Annotated in this window: 23 protein-coding genes and 1 pseudogene; 16 read left to right on the top strand and 8 right to left on the bottom strand. The window is 40.7% G+C overall.

Annotated elements, in window-relative coordinates; genetic code table 11:
* The first annotated feature begins 141 nt into the window (after window positions 1-141).
* The 14 genes and pseudogenes from ACWIUD_RS08850 to smpB all read left to right on the top strand — a co-directional run bounded on the left by ACWIUD_RS08850 (window position 142) and on the right by smpB (window position 12,008).
* On the top strand, window positions 142-1,398 hold the full coding sequence (locus tag ACWIUD_RS08850) for an NAD(P)-dependent alcohol dehydrogenase (protein WP_454148573.1): 1,257 nt from the start codon (window positions 142-144) through the stop codon (window positions 1,396-1,398).
* A gap of 26 nt (window positions 1,399-1,424) precedes the next feature.
* On the top strand, window positions 1,425-2,447 hold the full coding sequence (locus tag ACWIUD_RS08845) for an alpha/beta hydrolase (protein ID WP_454148572.1): 1,023 nt from the start codon (window positions 1,425-1,427) through the stop codon (window positions 2,445-2,447).
* A 51-nt stretch (window positions 2,448-2,498) separates the two neighbouring features.
* Window positions 2,499-2,789 carry a hypothetical protein gene (locus ACWIUD_RS08840; protein ID WP_454148571.1) on the top strand — a complete coding sequence of 97 codons (291 nt, stop codon included), beginning with the start codon at window positions 2,499-2,501 and terminating at the stop codon, window positions 2,787-2,789.
* Complete coding sequence (locus ACWIUD_RS08835) at window positions 2,786-2,953, top strand: hypothetical protein (protein WP_454148570.1); 168 nt, start codon at window positions 2,786-2,788, stop codon at window positions 2,951-2,953. Before ACWIUD_RS08840 ends, ACWIUD_RS08835 begins: the two co-directional genes overlap by 4 nt.
* Before the next feature lie 27 nt (window positions 2,954-2,980).
* Window positions 2,981-3,769 (top strand): 23S rRNA (cytidine-2'-O)-methyltransferase TlyA, encoded by a 789-nt coding sequence (gene tlyA / locus ACWIUD_RS08830; RefSeq protein WP_454148569.1) that lies wholly within the window; start codon window positions 2,981-2,983, stop codon window positions 3,767-3,769.
* Window positions 3,738-4,622 (top strand): bifunctional riboflavin kinase/FAD synthetase, encoded by an 885-nt coding sequence (locus tag ACWIUD_RS08825; RefSeq protein ID WP_454148568.1) that lies wholly within the window; start codon window positions 3,738-3,740, stop codon window positions 4,620-4,622. The genes tlyA and ACWIUD_RS08825 overlap by 32 nt, the downstream gene beginning before the upstream one ends.
* 127 nt (window positions 4,623-4,749) lie before the next feature.
* The gene (locus ACWIUD_RS08820; protein WP_454148567.1) at window positions 4,750-6,324 is read left to right on the top strand and encodes a radical SAM protein; all 1,575 of its coding nucleotides are present in this window, start codon (window positions 4,750-4,752) and stop codon (window positions 6,322-6,324) included.
* Window positions 6,272-7,255 carry a glycosyltransferase family 2 protein gene (locus ACWIUD_RS08815; RefSeq protein ID WP_454148566.1) on the top strand — a complete coding sequence of 328 codons (984 nt, stop codon included), beginning with the start codon at window positions 6,272-6,274 and terminating at the stop codon, window positions 7,253-7,255. The genes ACWIUD_RS08820 and ACWIUD_RS08815 overlap by 53 nt, the downstream gene beginning before the upstream one ends.
* Before the next feature lie 108 nt (window positions 7,256-7,363).
* Complete coding sequence (cmoA, locus tag ACWIUD_RS08810; RefSeq protein ID WP_454148565.1) at window positions 7,364-8,077, top strand: carboxy-S-adenosyl-L-methionine synthase CmoA; 714 nt, start codon at window positions 7,364-7,366, stop codon at window positions 8,075-8,077.
* Window positions 8,078-9,517: pseudogene (dapE, locus tag ACWIUD_RS08805) on the top strand (succinyl-diaminopimelate desuccinylase); the annotation flags it as partial. It abuts the gene before it with no gap.
* A gap of 120 nt (window positions 9,518-9,637) precedes the next feature.
* A complete protein-coding gene (gene truB, locus ACWIUD_RS08800; protein WP_454148564.1) occupies window positions 9,638-10,465 on the top strand; it encodes a tRNA pseudouridine(55) synthase TruB in 828 nt (275 codons plus the stop codon).
* Window positions 10,459-10,692 (top strand): carbon storage regulator CsrA, encoded by a 234-nt coding sequence (gene csrA, locus ACWIUD_RS08795; protein WP_454134877.1) that lies wholly within the window; start codon window positions 10,459-10,461, stop codon window positions 10,690-10,692. Before truB ends, csrA begins: the two co-directional genes overlap by 7 nt.
* A gap of 19 nt (window positions 10,693-10,711) precedes the next feature.
* A complete protein-coding gene (locus ACWIUD_RS08790) occupies window positions 10,712-11,557 on the top strand; it encodes a 4-(cytidine 5'-diphospho)-2-C-methyl-D-erythritol kinase (protein ID WP_454148563.1) in 846 nt (281 codons plus the stop codon).
* Between the two features lies 1 nt (window position 11,558).
* Window positions 11,559-12,008 carry an SsrA-binding protein SmpB gene (smpB, locus tag ACWIUD_RS08785; protein WP_454148562.1) on the top strand — a complete coding sequence of 150 codons (450 nt, stop codon included), beginning with the start codon at window positions 11,559-11,561 and terminating at the stop codon, window positions 12,006-12,008.
* Window positions 12,009-12,159: 151 nt separating this feature from the next.
* On the opposite strand, the gene ACWIUD_RS08780 is transcribed toward smpB, so the two are convergent.
* The 5 genes from ACWIUD_RS08780 to ACWIUD_RS08760 form a co-directional block, all read right to left on the bottom strand.
* A complete protein-coding gene (locus ACWIUD_RS08780; RefSeq protein ID WP_454148561.1) occupies window positions 12,160-12,285 on the bottom strand; it encodes a hypothetical protein in 126 nt (41 codons plus the stop codon).
* A gap of 26 nt (window positions 12,286-12,311) precedes the next feature.
* The gene (locus tag ACWIUD_RS08775) at window positions 12,312-13,055 is read right to left on the bottom strand and encodes an outer membrane beta-barrel protein (protein ID WP_454148560.1); all 744 of its coding nucleotides are present in this window, start codon (window positions 13,053-13,055) and stop codon (window positions 12,312-12,314) included.
* A gap of 8 nt (window positions 13,056-13,063) precedes the next feature.
* Window positions 13,064-13,342: a TRL domain-containing protein gene (locus tag ACWIUD_RS08770; RefSeq protein WP_454148559.1), complete on the bottom strand. Its 279-nt coding sequence runs from the start codon at window positions 13,340-13,342 to the stop codon at window positions 13,064-13,066.
* A gap of 236 nt (window positions 13,343-13,578) precedes the next feature.
* Window positions 13,579-13,827 carry a hypothetical protein gene (locus ACWIUD_RS08765; RefSeq protein WP_454148558.1) on the bottom strand — a complete coding sequence of 83 codons (249 nt, stop codon included), beginning with the start codon at window positions 13,825-13,827 and terminating at the stop codon, window positions 13,579-13,581.
* Window positions 13,809-14,564, bottom strand: coding sequence for a hypothetical protein (locus ACWIUD_RS08760; protein ID WP_454148557.1), 756 nt, complete (start codon window positions 14,562-14,564; stop codon window positions 13,809-13,811). Before ACWIUD_RS08760 ends, ACWIUD_RS08765 begins: the two co-directional genes overlap by 19 nt.
* A 145-nt stretch (window positions 14,565-14,709) precedes the next feature.
* On the opposite strand from ACWIUD_RS08760, the gene ACWIUD_RS08755 reads away from it, so the two are divergent.
* Together ACWIUD_RS08755 and ACWIUD_RS08750 are read left to right on the top strand one after the other, a co-directional pair.
* Window positions 14,710-14,832 (top strand): hypothetical protein, encoded by a 123-nt coding sequence (locus ACWIUD_RS08755; protein WP_454148556.1) that lies wholly within the window; start codon window positions 14,710-14,712, stop codon window positions 14,830-14,832.
* A gap of 7 nt (window positions 14,833-14,839) precedes the next feature.
* Window positions 14,840-15,001, top strand: a complete 162-nt coding sequence (locus tag ACWIUD_RS08750; protein WP_454148555.1) for a hypothetical protein — start codon at window positions 14,840-14,842, stop codon at window positions 14,999-15,001.
* Here ACWIUD_RS08750 and gmhA read toward each other — a convergent pair.
* The 3 genes from gmhA to rfaD all read right to left on the bottom strand — a co-directional run bounded on the left by gmhA (window position 14,979) and on the right by rfaD (window position 18,009).
* Window positions 14,979-15,545, bottom strand: coding sequence for a D-sedoheptulose 7-phosphate isomerase (gene gmhA / locus ACWIUD_RS08745; protein ID WP_454148554.1), 567 nt, complete (start codon window positions 15,543-15,545; stop codon window positions 14,979-14,981). The genes ACWIUD_RS08750 and gmhA overlap by 23 nt on opposite strands.
* Window positions 15,546-15,631: 86 nt before the next feature.
* Window positions 15,632-17,005 (bottom strand): D-glycero-beta-D-manno-heptose-7-phosphate kinase, encoded by a 1,374-nt coding sequence (gene rfaE1 / locus ACWIUD_RS08740; RefSeq protein WP_454148553.1) that lies wholly within the window; start codon window positions 17,003-17,005, stop codon window positions 15,632-15,634.
* On the bottom strand, window positions 17,005-18,009 hold the full coding sequence (gene rfaD, locus ACWIUD_RS08735) for an ADP-glyceromanno-heptose 6-epimerase (protein ID WP_454148552.1): 1,005 nt from the start codon (window positions 18,007-18,009) through the stop codon (window positions 17,005-17,007). Before rfaD ends, rfaE1 begins: the two co-directional genes overlap by 1 nt.
* Window positions 18,010-18,015 lie beyond the last annotated feature (6 nt).

The following is an 18,015-nucleotide window of genomic DNA, read 5'->3' as shown; positions in this document are numbered from 1 at the left end:
CGCTCACTTTGTTCGCTTAAAAATGACGAAGTGGGTGCGAATCTTAAAATTTTTTGCAAAAATTTTGATTTGCCCCTTGACAGATAGTAACTATCATCTTTTATAATTTCATTTTTAATTTTAAATTTAAAGGAGAAAAATATGAAAAAAGAGATTCATAGCGAACGCAGAGAGTTTGTAAAAGATAGTGCGAAAATCGGCGGTGCGATTGGCATAAGTGCGATTTTGGGGCATTCACTAGCATTTGGCAAAGAAAGTGCAAATCCAAAAGGCGCGAATCCAAAAGGCAAATCCCAAATCATCGGCACAGATGAGGCGATAGCACAGGCAAAAAGCGGAGCGCGAATTGATTCTAAAGGCTACGCAGCTTTTAGCAAGGATTTCACATTTAAGCCATACACCTTCACGCGCCACCCGCTAGGCGAGCGCGACATTTTGATAGAGATTTTATACGCGGGGATTTGCCATAGCGACTTGCATTCAGTCGCTGGCGACCACCACGCGCCTATTTATCCCATAGTGCCCGGGCACGAAATCGCAGGGCGCGTAGTCGCGGTTGGGAGCAAAGTTAGCAAGTTTAAAATCGGCGATTACGCGGGAATCGGCTGTATGGTAAATAGCTGTGGCGAGTGCGAAGCGTGCAAAAGAAGCGAAGAGCAGTTTTGCACCAATGCAAAAACCGTCTTTACTTACAATAGCAAAGATGTCTTTCACGGCGGTGAAAACACCTATGGTGGCTACTCAAACAACTATGTAGTAAGCGAAAAATTTGCCATAAAAGTGCCAAAATCCGCACAGATTGAAAAAGTCGCGCCCCTGCTTTGCGCGGGGATTACGACTTATTCGCCTATAATGTTTAGCAAGGTAAAAAAAGGGCAAAAAGTCGCAGTCGCAGGGGTAGGCGGACTAGGACATTTGGCGGTAAAATATATGGTGGCATTAGGCGCGGAGGTTACGGGATTTGACATAGTAGATAAACGCGAATCCATGCTAAAGCTAGGGGCAAAGCGATTTATCAATGTCAAAAGCAAAGAATTTAGCCAAATCGCAAATGAATTTGACTTTATCATCTCAACTATCCCCTATCACTACGACATAAACGCCTATCAAAAAATGCTAAAAATGTATGGCGAAATGGCAATCGTAGGCTTACCTGCGCCAAAAGATAATCCGCATTTAGACGCAAATGCGATGATTTGGCAGTTTAGGCGCAAGATTTATAGCTCACTTATCGGTGGCATAAAAGAAACGCAAGAAATGCTAGATTTTAGCGTGAAAAATAATATCTACCCGCAGATTGAGCTAATCCCTATCAGCGAGCTAGATAATGCCTACAAAAAAGTCGCAAAAGGCGAGGCGAATTTTCGCTTCGTCATTGATATGCGAAGTTTGAGCTAATCGAAATTTTAAAAAAGGAGAAAAATATGAAAAATTCAGTATTGAAGTTGTGCCTTGTGGCACTTTTTGGCGCAGTGTTTGCATTTGGTGATACAGGAGAAGGGCGACTTTTCCCAAAGAGCGATAAAATCACTCTTAAAAAAGTCAGCTTCAAAAATCAATACGATATGAAAGTCGTAGGCAATCTTTTTGTCCCAAAAAATTTGGATAAAGGCAAAAAGCACCCCGCTATCATCGCAGGACACCCGATGGGCGCGGTAAAAGAGCAAAGTGCTAGTTTGTATGCTTACAAAATGGCGGAGGCAGGATTTATAGCTTTGGCGATTGATTTGTCCTTTTGGGGCGATAGTGCTGGGACGCCACGCAATAGCGTTTTGCCCGATATGTATGCGGAGGATTTTAGTGCGGCGGTGGATTATTTAGGCACACAAAAATTTGTCGATAGAGAAAAAATCGGCGTTATCGGCGTTTGTGGCAGTGGGAGTTTTGCTGTGTCAGCTGCTAAAATCGACCCGCGCATAAAGGCAATCGCCACTATAAGTATGTATGATATGGGCGCGGCGTATCGTAACGGCTTAAACAAAAGCATAAATTTAGAGCAAAGAAAAGCGATGATTGCCGAATCTGCATCAAAACGCTGGGCTGAGTTTGATGGCGCAAAGCGCGAACTTACAGGCGGGACAACGCACGAACTTACAGAAAATACCGATGAGATTCAGCGCGAATTTTATGCGTATTACCGAACGCCACGCGGGGAATTTACGCCAAAAGGCGCAAGTGCGCAAAGCACCACGCACCCGACTTTAAGTTCGGTTAGCAAATTTGCAAATTTCTATCCGTTTAATGATTTGGATTTAATTGCCCCGCGCCCTTTGCTTTTTATCAGTGGCGATAAGGCACATTCACGCGAATTTAGCGAAGACGCGTATAAAAAGGCGAGTGAGCCAAAGGAACTTTTTTGGGTAAAAGGTGCTTCGCACACGGATTTGTATGACAAAGCGGATTTGGTAAAAGACAAACTAATTGGCTTTTTTAATGCGAATTTATAATAAAAAGCGATAAAAGTTTGTCATTTTTGAAGCGTAAATTTAGGATTTAAAATGAATACTTGGCGCAAAAAACTATGGCGAATCTTTAAATATATATTTGGCGTTTTTGCCTTGCTATGCGTGGTTTTGGTGCTTTGGTGGCTAAATATTGAGGGCGTGTTTTTAAGTGATTTAAAAGACACAAAGGCGCGAATCGCAAATTCAGCGCATTTCATAAACGGCGTAGCACAAAATTTCGAGCCAAATAGCGAATCTAACGCAGATGATTCGCAAGATTTGCGCGAATCTGCCAAAAATAAAAAGAAATTTACTAAATTATCTTTGCTTGAAATTTCAAGATGAAAGGTGCGGATATTTACGCGCCTAGCGAGTTGCCTGCGATTTACCCGCGATTGATTTTTTGCTTATCACGCACAATCTCCAAAATCCACAATGCAAAAATCGCCGTGCATAGCGAATTAGGCAAGGGTAGTGAGTTTGAGATAATTTTTGCTAAAATGCGATAAAAATTAGAAAAATTTAAGGGAAGGCGAATGCAAAATTTTACAGATTCTGCGGTGGATTCTGCGCTAGATTCTACAAATCAAAGCAAAAGCGCAGAATCTATTCGCCTTGATATTTTTTTGCATAAAAATGGCTTCACGCAATCGCGCAATCAAAGCGTAGAGCTTATCAAAAATGGCTTTGTGTGCGTAAATGGGCGAGTTATTTTAAAGCCATCATTTTTAGTGCAATCGCAAAATATAGCGCAAAATCTCAAAATCCTTAAAAATGACATTTTTGTAAGCAGAGCGGGAGAGAAATTAGAGTCATTTTTTAAAAATCACAGCCTAAATTTGCAGGGTTTAAATGTCATCGATATTGGTAGCGCAAAGGGTGGATTTGCGCAAGTCGCGCTAAAATATGGCGCAAAAAGCGTGGTTTGCGTTGATGTGGGGAGCAATCAGTTAGATTCGCATTTGCGCCAAAATCCAAAGATTAGATTTTATGAAAACTGCGCGATTGCAGACTTTCGCACGAATCAAACTTATGATTTTGTCCTATGTGATGTGAGTTTCGTTTCTTTGCACCACATTTTGCCCGATATTAAGCGACTTTGTGCGGACAAAGCATTGCTACTTTTTAAGCCACAATTTGAAGTGGGTAAAAATGTCAAACGCAACAAAAAAGGCGTGGTGGTGGATAAAAGCGCGATTTTAGAAACGCTAGAATCTTTTAAAACTACGCTAAAAGCAAATGATTTTAAGGTGATAAGTGCTGAATCTTGCGCGATTAAGGGAAAGGAAGGCAATGAAGAAATTTTCATCTATATCCAAAAATAACAAAATCACAAACATTACAATCGGCAAATTTGATAGCATTCATCTTGCGCACCAGCGGTTAATTTCGGCGTTGGATAAAAATGGCGCGGTGATTATTATCGCGTTTGGGGGCGATTTTGGCGATTCAAAGTCAAAAGGCGCGAATCAAAACGCACAAATTCTCCCGCAGAGCGAGAAAAAACGCTATATTTCAACTCCCATTTATTTTATAAAATTTGACAAAATCAAAAATCTAAGTGGCAAAAAATTTATAAAATTATTACAAAAAAAGCTCCCGCATTTGCGTAAAATAATCGTGGGTGAAGACTTTCGCTTTGGCAAAAATCGCGCATTTTGTGCAAAAGATATTTCTAAAATCTCAAATCTAAAAACTCATATTTTTAAGGAAATGAAAATCGATAAAATCCCTGTGCATTCGCAAAATATCCGCGCATTTTTGGAAAATGGCAAAGTCGCATTTGCAAACAAACTGCTTGGGCGACTTTATAGCATAAAGGGGCGCATTGTGCGTGGGCAAGGGCTTGGCAAAAAAGCGGTAGTGCCTACGATAAATGTGGAAGTATGCGATTATCTGCTCCCGCAAAGTGCCGTGTATGCGAGTAAAACGCGCATATTTGGCAAAATGCACGATTCGATTACTTTTCTTGGCAAACGCACAAGCGCGGATAATAATTTTGCGATTGAGAGCCACATTTTGGGCGATTTTGGGGCGGAATCAAATGTGCTTTTAGGCAAAAAAGCGCGGATTTTTTTTGTGGAAAAAATCCGTGATAATCGCAAGTTTGATTCGCTCCCCGCGCTAAAAGCGCAGATTCAAAAGGATATCAAAAAAGCAAAGACGATTTTAAAATAATTTTGCTATGATTGCGATTTCAATTTCAAAACAAAGGATAAAAAAATGAAAAACTTCAAAACGGGGGGGGGGGGCAGAATCCCTAACTAAAATCGCAGAATGTAGCAACATTTCGCAGAATCTAAATTTGGATTGCCACGATTTGCCTTTGGCAAATCTCGCAATGACCGAAAACAGCGCATTAGATTCTGCAAATCAAACAAAAAACGCAGAATCTACCCAAACTTCCATCAAAGTCATAAACAAAGATTTTGTTCTCACAAATAAGAAACTTCCCACACGGCGTGGCGTTATTTGGCTGGGGCAGACTTGTAATTTAAACTGCTATTTTTGCTACTTTGCTGAAAAAATCGCAGATAAATCTCACCCACAGCATCCATTTTTTACGATAGAAAAAGCAAAGGAAATTTGCAGAATCTTTAAGGATGAGTATGGATTAAATAGTATCGATATTCAGGGCGGAGAACCGACTATTTATCCGCAGATTTTTGAGCTGCTAAAATATTGCAATGAGATTGATTTAAAACCCACTTTGATTACAAATCTCATCGCTTTGGCGAATTTTGAGTATGCTAAAAAGTTCAAAGATGCTGGGATTTATGACTTTTTGGTAAGTTTGCAGGGCATTGGGGAGACTTATAATAAAGTCGTTGGGAAAAATAATGCTTTTGAAAAGCAAATAGCGGCGTTGGAGAATTTAGCGAGGTTGGAAATCCCCATTCGCGTGAATGCCGTGCTTAGCAATGAAATCATTAGCGAGTTGCCACAAATTGTGGATTTGGCGATTAAATATAACGCAAGGGTGGTGAATTTTCTTTCATACAACAATACAGGCGACCAAAAGATTCTGCGTGATAGAGAAAAAATCCCATATTATGACATCATCGCTACAAAACTCGCCCCGCAAATACAGCGATTGGAAAGTCTTAATATTGAGGTGAATGTGCGATTTTTGCCATTTTGCGTGATGGATGAAAAGTATCGTAAAAATATCCAAAATGGTGAGCAGATGATTTATGATATTCACGAGTGGGAGGCGAGTTCCAGACTTTGGATTGATAGAAATAATCAAAGGGAGGCAAAGGCAGAGATTGAGAAGCGAAGGACGATTTATTATCTCTCTCGCTTTAAGATTTCTAAGATTTATCGCTCTAAAAGTTTGAGTGAAAAAATGCGGTGGTTAAGGCGACTAATTATGCCATTTTTGCCACAAGCAAGGCATTATGAGGAAATTTTGCCCTATCAAAAACCCATTTTAAACAAATTGCGATTTTACACGCCAAATGCAAAATTTCGCCCAAAATTAAGCAAAATCGAGCATTTTTACATCGAGCAAAAGGAAGTTATGCGCGATATCGTGCCATCCAAAATCTATCACAAAAAATGCGAAAGTTGCGATTTGAGCGAGATTTGCGATGGATTTTATGTGGATTTTATCGATGAGTTTGGTTCAAATGCGATAAAAGCAATCAAAATAGATTCTGCAAAAAATAGCGTAGATTCTACGAAAAACGATAAAGATTCTGCGAAAAATAGCACGGATTCTGCGAAAAATGCTGCTGGGGGGGGGCGGAAAGTGTTAGATTCTGCGTTTTATACCAAAAATCAATTTAAAGTCATCGAAAAGCAAGAGTGGGATTGGTATTTTAATGAGAGCGAAAGAAAATTTATCGCAGAGCAACTCAATGCAAAATCTAAATAATTCGCAGAATCTTGCAATGACAAAAAAATCGCAGAATCTAAAAAAATCGCAGAATCTCCCCGCTGTTGCGTGCATTGTGACAAATTATAATTATGGAAGATTTCTTTTAGAGTGCATAGATTCTATAAAAAATCAGCATTATCCAAATTTGCAAATTATCGTAGTGGATGATGGAAGTAGCGATAATTCGCTAGATTTATTAGCGCAAATTAGCGAAATTTGCGTGGTAAAAAAGCAAAATGGCGGGCAACTAAGTGCGTTTAATGCTGGATTTAGCGCGGTGAAAGAGGGTTGCGAGATTGTCTTTTTTATCGATAGCGATGATTTGATGAATGCAAATTATATCGCGCGGTGCGTGGAAGCATTCGCCAAAAATCCAAATATTGACTACATTTTTTGTAAAACGCAGAATCTCTACAATGACGGCACAAGGGAAAATTGCCCCGTGCCTTATGAAAGCGACATCGGATTTGGATTATATGCGACTTATTTTGGCAGGGAATATTTTGGCGTTGCAACTTCGTGCATTTGCATAAAGATGCAGATTCTGCGGAAAATTCTGCCACTTGATTTGGAGGATGAGTGGAAAATCCGCGCGGATGATTGCATTATTTATGGGGCGAGTTTGGTTGGGGCGAATATTTATCATTTGGATTTTTATGGCATTTCATACCGCATACACGGGGAAAATAACTATAATGGCAAAAAGTTTGATAGCGCATATTTGTTTAGGCGAGAGATTGCGCTATCAAAACTTTTTGAGATTCTGCGAAGTAAAAATCATATATTTTTCTCGCCAAGTAGTTTGTATTTGGAGTTTATAAACTCGCGCACAGCGCACAAAAAGCGCAAATATATAAAAATCACTTTGCTTTCAAATCTATCGATTTTTCATAAAATGGGGTTGATTTTTAGGATTTTAAAATATTAGATTCTGCGATATAATTGCGATTTTATTTTACGCAAAAGAGCGGTTTTTATGCGAAATTTTATACAAAAATTTTATGCGAAATTTTATGCGAAAGGGTAGGGCAGAGCGGTGAAAGATAGGATTTTTACGCAGGATTTTGGGGCGAAATTTTCATTTAATCGCGAGGTGGCGAGTGTTTTTGATGATATGTTGCCCCGCTCTGTGCCTTACTACAATGACAATATCGCGCTGATTGCGAATCTTTTGGAGGACAAAAAGGCGATTTGTGATTTAGGCTGCTCTACGGGGAATTTGTTGCTTTATTTGGCGCAAAAACTCCCGCAAACCGCGCTTTTTGGCGTGGATAACTCTGCGCCAATGTTAGATATTGCAAGGGCAAAAGCAAGTGCCTATGGCGCAAAAGTGCATTTTATTGAAGCGGATATTTTGGATTTTGATTTTAAAATACCGCAGGGGACGCAATTTGATGCCATTGTTTCAAATTACACAATGCAATTTATCCGCCCACAAAAGCGCGAATCGCTTTGCAAAAAGATTTGCGATTCATTGCAAAAAAATGGGGCGTTTGTGATGAGCGAAAAGCTAGTGTGCGAAAATGCGTGGTTGGATAAAAAGCTAATCGACATTTACCACGCATTTAAGGCGCAAAACGGCTATTCAAAAACGGAGATTAGCAAAAAGCGCGAGGCATTAGAAAATATCCTAATACCTTTTAGCGAAAATGAAAATGTTGCAATGCTGATGGGCGCGGGATTTGTGGCGGTTGAAGCGGTGTTTCGCTTTGGAAATTTTGCGACTTTTATCGCGCTAAAAGGGGATTAAATGGAAGTGGTGGAGTTGCTAAAAGAGCTAATCAAAAGGCAGAGCGTTACGCCAGAAGAGTGCGGAATCTATGAGATTATAAAGGCGGAGTTGGCGGACTTTAAGGCGATTGAATTAGAAAAAAATGGCGTAAAAAATTTGTTTTTGTATAAAGATTTTGGGGTAGATTCTACGAATCAAACAAAAATCACAGAATCTAATAAAAATCAATCGTGCGACAGCACCGAATCTCGCCCGCTTCGTGGTGCAAAAAATCGGATTGAAGGTTGCAGTAGTGCAACCGCCGATTTTTTGCTAGAAGCGGAAAAGCGAGGCACTCCCCCTAAAAGCGAAAAAGCGGCTGCTTTTTGGGAACACAATTTAAATGAAGTCGGGGGGAGCGGGAGCGGGGTGCAGCCCTTTTTGCGGGAAGATTCAAACGAATCAAAGGGGCAAAGTGGCGAAAATATCGCAGATTCTGCGAATCAAAACACAATCACAAAATCTCACAATGACAAAAAAATCCATCTTTGTTTTGCAGGACACATTGATGTTGTGCCATCGGGAGATAATTGGAGTGTGAATCCATTTGAAGCAATTATAAAAAACGGTGTCCTTTACGGCAGAGGGGCGCAGGATATGAAAGGTGGCGTGGCGTGTTTTATATCCGCACTTAAAGCTGTGCGAGAATTTGATGGCATTTTGTCCGTGCTTTTGACTAGCGATGAAGAGGGCGAAGGCATTTTTGGCACAAAAATTATGTTAGATGAATTAAAAAAGCAGGGTTTGCTCCCGCAATTTGCGATAGTTGCCGAGCCTACTTGCGAGAAAAATTTAGGCGATAGCATAAAAATCGGACGGCGTGGCTCAATAAATGGCGTTTTGAAAATTTTTGGCACACAAGGGCACGCCGCTTACCCGCATAAATGCGTAAATCCCGCGCATTTAATCGCGCCTATTTTAGCGCAAATCGCGGGGGTTGATTTGGATAGCGGGGATGAGCATTTCGCGCCTAGCAAAATCGTCCTTACCGACATTCGCGCAGGGATTGAAGCCACAAATGTAACGCCTAGCGACTTAAAGCTAATGTTTAATGTGCGAAATAACCCGCTGACCGACAAAAATGCGATTCAAAACTATATCGAATCGCTCTTAAAAAACGCGGGGATTCAAAGCTATGATTTGATGATTAGTCAAGGCTCTTTTCCTTTTATCGTCAATTCGCAAACGCTGTTAGATTCGCTAATCCCCGCGATAAAAAAGCATACAAATCTAAATCCTCGCCCAAATACAGAGGGCGGGACAAGCGATGCGCGGTATTTTAGTGCGTTTGGCGTGGAGGTGGTGGAGTTTGGGTTGGTGAATGATAGGATTCACGCGGTAGATGAGTGCGTGAAGCTGTGCGATATAGAAATTTTAAAAGATATTTTCATAAGTTTTATAGATGATTTTAATGTGAAAATAAAATCTATGGATTGCCACGATTCTGCTAACGCAGAATCTCGCAATGACAGCGTGGGTGTGGATTGCCACGATTCTGCTAACGCAGAATCTCGCAATGACGGCAACAAATAAAAATAAATGCTCTTTGTCGCTCACAAACCCACAAATATCAGCTCAAATGCCTTTCTTGCCACGCTAAAAAGGCGTTTTGACAATCGCACACTTGGTTTTAGCGGGACGCTTGACCCATTTGCTAGTGGGACGCTTGTGGTGGCTAGTGATAAGCACACGCGACTTTTTAGTCATTTTAATTTAAGTCCAAAAGTCTATATTGCCACGCTTTGGCTAGGCGTTGAATCGCCCACGCTTGATATTGAGCGCGTTTTGCGAGTGAGCGAGATTCGCACCTTTGATTTGGCGCAGATTCACGCGGTGTTTGAATCGCTAAAAGGCAAAATCACTTACACGCCCCCAAAATTTAGCGCGAAAAAAGTAGGCGGGATTCGCGCCTATAAATTGGCTAGGCAAAATGCGGATTTTGCGCTAGATTCGTGTGAAATGGAGATTTTTGATATTGCGCTTTTAAGCTACAATCACCCATTTTTAAACTTCAAAGTTAGCGTTAGCAAGGGCGCGTATATCCGCTCACTAGGCGCAATCATCGCACAAAATTTAGGCACGATTGGCGCACTCTCCGCACTATCGCGAATCAAAGAAGGCGATTTTGTCTTTGAAAATTACAAAATGCTAAATCCACTTGATTTTTTGCCCTATCCAAAATTAGCAATCGATAAGCTAAAAATCCCGCATTTGCGTGATAAAATCTACAATGGCAAAAAAATCCATTTAGATTTACCGCAAAAAAATCAGCGATATATTGCGATTTTTGATGATTTTTTTTCTATAATTCGCATTGATTTTTACGGATATGTAGAATATATTTTAAATAGGATTGATTTATGTTAGTTTTATCAAGGAAGATAGACGAAGAAATAGTAATCGGCGAGGACATCACAATCAAAGTCATATCAGTGCAAAATGGCATTGTAAAGCTTGGATTTGACGCGCCACAGGACAAAGTCATATTGCGAGGCGAGCTAAAAGCCGCAGTTGTGGGAGAAAACTTAAAGGCGTCAAAAGAAGATTCGGCACTAAATTTGCAAAAATTAGGCAAAATTTTGTCAAAAAAATGATATTTTTTGGGGATTAAAAATGGAGATTCGCGCTTATCCAAAGGTAAATATTTGCTTTAAAATTACAAATATTTTGCAAAATGGCTATTGTGAAATCGCTTCAAGATTCGTGCTTGTAGAGAGTGCGAATCTATGCGATACGATAGAGATTCGCAATGCTGATTCGTTTCAAATAGATGGAAATTTTAGTTGCACAATGCAAGAAAATACGATTTTTAAGGCAAAGGAAGCGTTAGGGGAATTTTTAGAAACTTATCCCCGTCATTCTGAGGGCGATAGCCCGAAGAATCTCAAAAAAATGCGCGAATCGCTAGAATTTTTTAGCGTGGAAGTGGATAAAAAAATCCCCGCATTCGCAGGACTTGGCGGAGGCAGTAGCGATGCGGCAAGTTATCTAAAAGCGATAAATGAGATTTTGGAGCTAAATCTATCGCAAAGAGATTTAATGCGAGTTGGCGCGAAAGTGGGCGCAGATGTGAGCTTCTTTTTGTATGATAAAAAAAGCGCGAATGTCTTTGGCATAGGCGATGGAGTGGAATTTTTTAGCGAAGATTCGCTTGAATTTGAATTTATCGTGCCACCGATTCAATGCTCCACAAAGGCGGTTTATGATGAGTTTCGCGCGATGAAAGCGCGTGGTGAAGTGGCGTTTTTCACGCAAGGACGGGAGCTTTTGAAAAAAGATTCGATTAGCTTACTGCGCGAAAATACGATAGATTTTCTAAATGATTTATATGTCCCCGCTTGTAGAATCTACCCAAATTTGCACCAATACGCAAAGGACGGATATTTTTTTAGTGGCAGTGGCTCTAGCTTTTTTAGGATAAAGGATTCATCGCCAAAACTCCGCGAAATTTGGGCATAAAATGAAAATCATCGCAAACAACAAAAAGGCGCATTTTGATTATTTTATCCACCAAACGCTAGAGGCTGGAATCGCGCTCAAAGGTAGCGAAGTCAAAGCCGCACGGCAAAATCGTGTGAATATCAAAGATAGCTTTGTGCGAATCATAAAAGGCGAGGCGTTTTTGTTTGGGGCGCATTTTAGCCACTTGGAGACGACAAATAGCCATTTTAAGCCCGATGAGCGACGCACTCGCAAACTTTTGCTAAAACGCAAGGAAATAAACAAACTTTTTTCGCAAGTCAGCCAAAAAGGATTTAGTATCGTGCCGCTTACGGCGTATTTTAAGCGAAAAAATTTAAAGCTCCAAATCGCGCTAGTTTCAGGCAAAAAGCTCTATGACAAACGCGAATCCCTAAAGCAAAAAACACTCAAAAGAGAAGCCGAAATGGCGATGAAAAAGTGGAAATAAGTGGAAATAAGTGAAATAAAGGCGTAGATTCTGCGAATCGCAGAATCTACGCTAAACTCGTCATTGCGAGGGAGCGAAGCGACCGAAGCAATCCACACATTCCGTCATTGCGAACGAGCGAAGCGAGTGTGGCAATCCAAACTTTAATTTTTTAGATTGCCACGAAGTCGCCCTTAAATGTGCGACTTCTCGCAATGACGAATTTTTTGAGATTTTTCGCTACGCTCAAAATGACAATTTTAAGGCAGATTCTGCGATTCGCAGAATCTACGCCCAAAAAATCAAAACGCCCCCTAAAATCCCCTAAAATGTATAAACATACCTCACAAGTCCTAACATTTGCAAACCATTAACAAAGTCCATTTTTGGCTGAAAAGTCGGCTCAACTGCGTGATTATCATATATCACAAATCGCAGTCCGAGATTACCGCCAATCGTGAAAGATGGCTCACTATCGCAGAGTTCATATCCTCCATAACCTCTCTCGCAGAATTTAGAATATTTATATTTCACCACCCCGCCACCTAAATGCACTCCCAAAAGCAGTCCCACGCGCAAAGTTTGCGATTTGTTAAAGTTAAACATTAAGTCAAAATTACCCGAAAAATTATGCGTGGTGGTGGGAAATACGCGGTTAATAAATAAAATTTGATAGTCCGTATAAAGTCGCAGTCCAAAAATAGGACCAAAAAACCACTTATACCCCAAAAGCACTTCGCCACCCCACTGTGTCTGCCAATCATATTCTTGTTCAGGTCGCCCATTACCATTTGAGCTATAACCACTAAAAACAAGCGACTTGCCTAGCACAAGTCCCCCGCCTATCATAAATCCGCTAGGTTCTACCTCGCCTGGCATATAGTTCTCCCCGCAGTTAAAGCAGTCCTTGCGCTGAATGGGGTTGCGCTTTGCGTGCTCTATTTGCTTTTGCAGCTCTAAAACGCGCAGTTCTTGCTCTAACTCACGGACTTTTTCATCATTTGATTTATCGCTATTTTGCGCTAAAAGTGGCGCAAATGCCAAAAGGCACAATAAGATTATTTTCATCATTTCTCTTATTTGCCCCGCACGCCGATTGTTTGCGAGTTATAAACGCCGATATTAAAAAAGTCGTAGTTTATCGTCTGCACTTGCGTTATCCCCGCCTCTCTAATCGCCTCATCCACCGAGCACCCCTTAAAGCGAATGCCAAATACCCATCGGCAGGTAGATTCTGCGTATTTTGCCTCGTTTGGCTTAACCTCGACATTTGTAGAAAAGGGCGTTACCGCACTCGCACACCCCGCAAAAATCACCGCCATCGCCACCATCGCTAATCTCAAAAATGCTTTCATAATTTGCTCCCTTTAAATTTGAAATAAAATTGCGATGATAATCCCCCCCCCCTTAAAGTTTTCTTAAAAATGATAAATTTTTGAAAAATTATTGTAGATTCTGCGAAAATGTGTAGAATTGTAATGATTTACGGGGGGATTGGATTTTGTGGATTTCGATTTTGTGATTATTTTGCCATTGTGAGCGAACTTCGTTCGCGGAGAATTTCTGTTATTTTTGAGATTTTTCGCTTCGCTCAATCCGTGGGATTTACTAAAGAAACTTCGTTTTGCGAGCGTAGCGAAGCAACCAAATGACAAAAAATCGCACCAGATTCTGCGAATTTGATTTTTGCGGGGATTTTATGAAAAATGTGGGTTTTGGTGTGGGGAGATTCTGCGAATTTACAGAATCTAGCGCATTTTTTGTGCAAATCGCAGAATCTTGCAATGATTTCAAAGGCAGATTCTGCGATTTTGTAAAAATCTATCTTGCCAAATCGCATTTTTCAAAGTTCGCAATTATCAGCGTAATCCTTATTTGCGTAGGTTCTAGCGAGTTATCCCACGAATAGCCTTGTTTGGCAAATGCGTTTTTATTAAGTTGCTTTTGCAACATCTCATTTGCACTTTCTAACTCTTGCGATGGATATTTTTCATTTATAGCGTAGTGCATAATCGCGCCCTTTGCGCCTTTAATATTGCCAAATGATTTTAGTATCTCAATCATCGCATTTAGCGCAGAATCTTTGCCATTTTTCTCGCTAAATCCAATAAATCCAAATCCTTTTATCGTAGCTTCAAAATCCGCTAAATCCAAGTGCAATCCGCCATTATCGATATTTAGGATAGCATCGGCAATGCTTTTTACCGCACACGCAATGCTTTTAGTAGCATTTTTAGCGATGAGTATCGAATCTACCTTGCTTTGTAGCGTTAGCAATGCGTAAATGTCTGCAAATGTGTGATTTGTAATTAGCATAGTAAATGCGCCAAAATCTTTGGCATTTTGTGCGCATAATATCGCATTTTGGGCGTCTGTCGCATTACCCAAATTTGTGATAATCATCACAAAGTGCGAATCGCGCAAATCTTTGATATATGTCGGCGCAACGCTCGCAATAAGTTTAATGCCTGTAACGCTATTTTTAAGTTGCTCGATGATTTCACAGCCACTGCCTATGCCTACTACGGCGATTTTTGGCGTGGTTGTATTTGGTATTATATTCATTTCTATTTCCATTTTTTGTCCTTTTATTTTGAAATGTAAAAAACAATGAAATTTTAACAAATGGGTGTGACATATTTTGTCTTGCGGGAATATGAAATAAAAAAATGTGAAATTTTTGTAAATCTGCGTTACAAAAAGTAGCAAGCGGCAAAGATAAATGCGATTATTTATCGATTTGCTTTTTTTGGATTTGTGTGATTTGGATTGCTGCTTTGATTTATTTGTAGATTCTGCGGAATTTGGCAAATTTTTATTAGATTCTGCGAATCGCAGAATCTAATTGTGGATTGCTTCGTCAGTGCTACGCACTTCCTCGCAATGACGAAAAAATCGCACTAGATTCTGCAATTCGCAGAATCTACACCAAAAAAACGCAGAATCTAAACAAAACCATCGCAGTAATGGCGGTAGTGCTTTGCGCCGTTTTCACGCAAAACTTCGCTCGATGATATTGCATAAAATATGTTCTATCAGCAAATGCACCTCTTGGATTCGCGGGGTTGATGAGCTTGGCACTACGATATTTAAGTCGCAACACCCATTCATCGCGCCTCCGTCTTTTCCGCTCAAACCTATGACTTTGCAACCCTTGCTTTTGGCAGTGGAGATTGCTTTGATGATATTTTGCGAATTGCCACTTGTGGAGATTGCAAGTAGCACATCGCCCTTTTTTGCGATGGCTTCGACTTGGCGTGAGAATATAAACTCAAATCCAAAGTCATTGCCGATTGCGGTGAGCGCGGAGGTATCGGTGGTGAGAGCTACGCACGCAATTCCGTCCCTATCCTCCAAATATCTCCCGCTTAATTCCGCTGCGAAATGTTGCGAATCTGCCGCGCTCCCGCCATTTCCACACGACATAATCTTATTGCCATTTTTTAGCGCAGTTATCATTATCGCACTTGCCTTGTCAATGTCGCCTACTAGCTCTTTTAACGCCATTTGCGCTGTGTCAATATGTGAGAAAAACTCGCCTTGTATCAAATCATTCATTTGTTGCCTCCGTTTTTAATTTTTTTAGATTGCCACGATTCTGCGTTCGCAGAATCTCGCAATGACGAATCTTTTTTAGATTCGCACTACGCATTTTGAATTTTTTCTGCGATTTTGCTTGTGCTTTTGCCTTCTACAAACTCCACCAAGCGCACATCAGGGACGATTTCGCTTCCCACGACTTCTTTGCCTTTATAATCCGCGCCCTTTACCAAAATATCGGGGCGAATCTGCTTTATAAGATTTAGTGGCGTGGATTCATCAAAAATGATGACAAAATCCACGCATTCAAGCTCTTTTAAAATCTGCGCCCTGTCGGATTCGTCATTTATCGGGCGCGAATCGCCTTTTAGCCTCCGCACCGAATCATCTGAATTTAGTCCCACCACCAAAATATCGCCAAAACTCTTTGCCTTGCGCAAATAACTAATATGCCCAAAGTGCAAAATATCAAAGCAACCATTCGTAAATACGATTTTTTTGCCATCTTTTTTCAAATCCGCGATTAGCTTCAAATCATCGACTTCAAAGCAATCACTAATATCCTCCATAACCGCACGAATCTCATTCATATTTGCTTGTGCTGAGCCGATTTTGCCGACAACGACAGCCGCAGCGGCGTTTGCCAACTTCGCGCTTTCATAAATGTCTGCGCAATGACAGATTCCAAAGGCGAGTGTGGCTATCACCGTGTCCCCCGCGCCCGTTACATCATAGACTTCTTTGGCGAGGGTTGGGATTTGCGTCATTTTGTCATCATAAATCGCCATTCCATCTTCGCTCAAAGTGATAATCGAATAGGTTAGATTGTAGTCGTTTTTTAGCTTTTTTAGGGCGCGTAGCAAAGATTCAGGCGAATCTATGCGGATATTTGTGGCAATTTGCGCTTCTTTTTTGTTTGGCGTTAAAAGCGTGGCGTTGGTGTATTTGCTGTAATCATCGCCCTTTGGGTCGCAAAGGATAGGGATTTTTTGCTCATTTGCTAGGGCGATAATTTGCTTTGTAAAATCCACGCCAAGCGCACCTTTACCATAATCCGACAAAATAATCGCGCTAAATTTATGTAGCGAATCTTTGATTTTTTCTAAAATCGCGCTATCAAGCGACATATCCACGCTCTCCCTATCAACGCGCAAAACTTGCTGATTTGAAGCAATAAATCGCGTCTTTTTAATGCTTTGAAAATCGCCTTTTACGCAAAGCAAATCACGATTAATCCCTGATGAATCTAGCAAATCCATAATGACTTTACCATCGCTATCATCACCGATAATCCCGCAAATATGCGCCTCTGCGCCAAGTGCGATGAGATTTAGTGCGACATTAGATGCGCCACCCAAGCGATTGTTTTCACGCGTGATTTTTAGGATTTGCACGGGGGCTTCGGGTGAGATTCGCTCCACGCTTCCCCACACATAGTGGTCTAACATCAAATCGCCGATGATTAAGATTCGCGCCATCAAAGCCCCTTTAACACTTCGACATAATCCGCTATGCCATCTTCAAGCGAATATCTAGGCTCATAAAACAAATCTTTTGTAGTCTCGCTAATATCCGCCTCTGTGTGATTTTGATAAAATGCGTAAGGATTTTTGATATATTCCACTTCAAATTCCCCAAAATGCGCCTTTAAAATCGCCACAATGTCATTAAAACTTCGCGCTTTGCCACTAGCGATATTATAAACCCCGCTTTTTTGCGCTTCCAACGCCTTTATATTTGCCTGAATCACATCTTTGACATAGACAAAATCACGCTTTTGTTCGCCAAACTCAAAAAGGCGCACTTTTTTAAACTGCCGAATCTGCTCTGCAAGCTGCAAAATCATCGAAGCAGTCGTGCCTTTGAAATACTCGCCATTGCCATAGACATTGAAATATCGCAAACCTATGATTTTGACATTGTCATCGCAATCATCGCTATTTTGAGCTTTTTCGATAAGTTCGCGCAATTTTTTATCCATAAGCCATTTTGAGTAACCATAGACATTTTCGGGCGATTCGCCTACGCCTACGACATTTGGCGCGGAGCTATTGCCATAAACTGCCGCACTTGAAGCATAAATCAGCGTTGCATTGTCATTTTTTGCCTTGCGGATAAAATAATCAAAGCTTTCATAGTTTGTTTTTAGCACTAATTCTTGATTTAGGCAAGTCGTGTCCGAAATCGCGCCTTGATGAAAAATGCAGTCAAATTTATAGTCATCTAATCGCCCCAAATCCGCGCTATTTGCCAAGTCGCCTACGATAATCTCCCCCTTAAAATCAAGCAGATTTTTAAAATGCCCCAAACTCGTAGGATTGCCGTTTGCAAAGCACGAATTATCGCGAAATCTATCAAAAATCACAACTTTTGCGCGTGGGTGGTGCTTGTTTAGATATTTTGCCAAATTGCTACCGATAAACCCCGCACCGCCCGTGATTAGAATGACTTTATCGTCCAAATCATCGTAAATATATTTCATTTTGCC

The sequence above is a fragment of the Helicobacter sp. 23-1044 genome (assembly GCF_053654695.1).
This window is presented reverse-complemented; position numbering and strand designations above follow the sequence as displayed.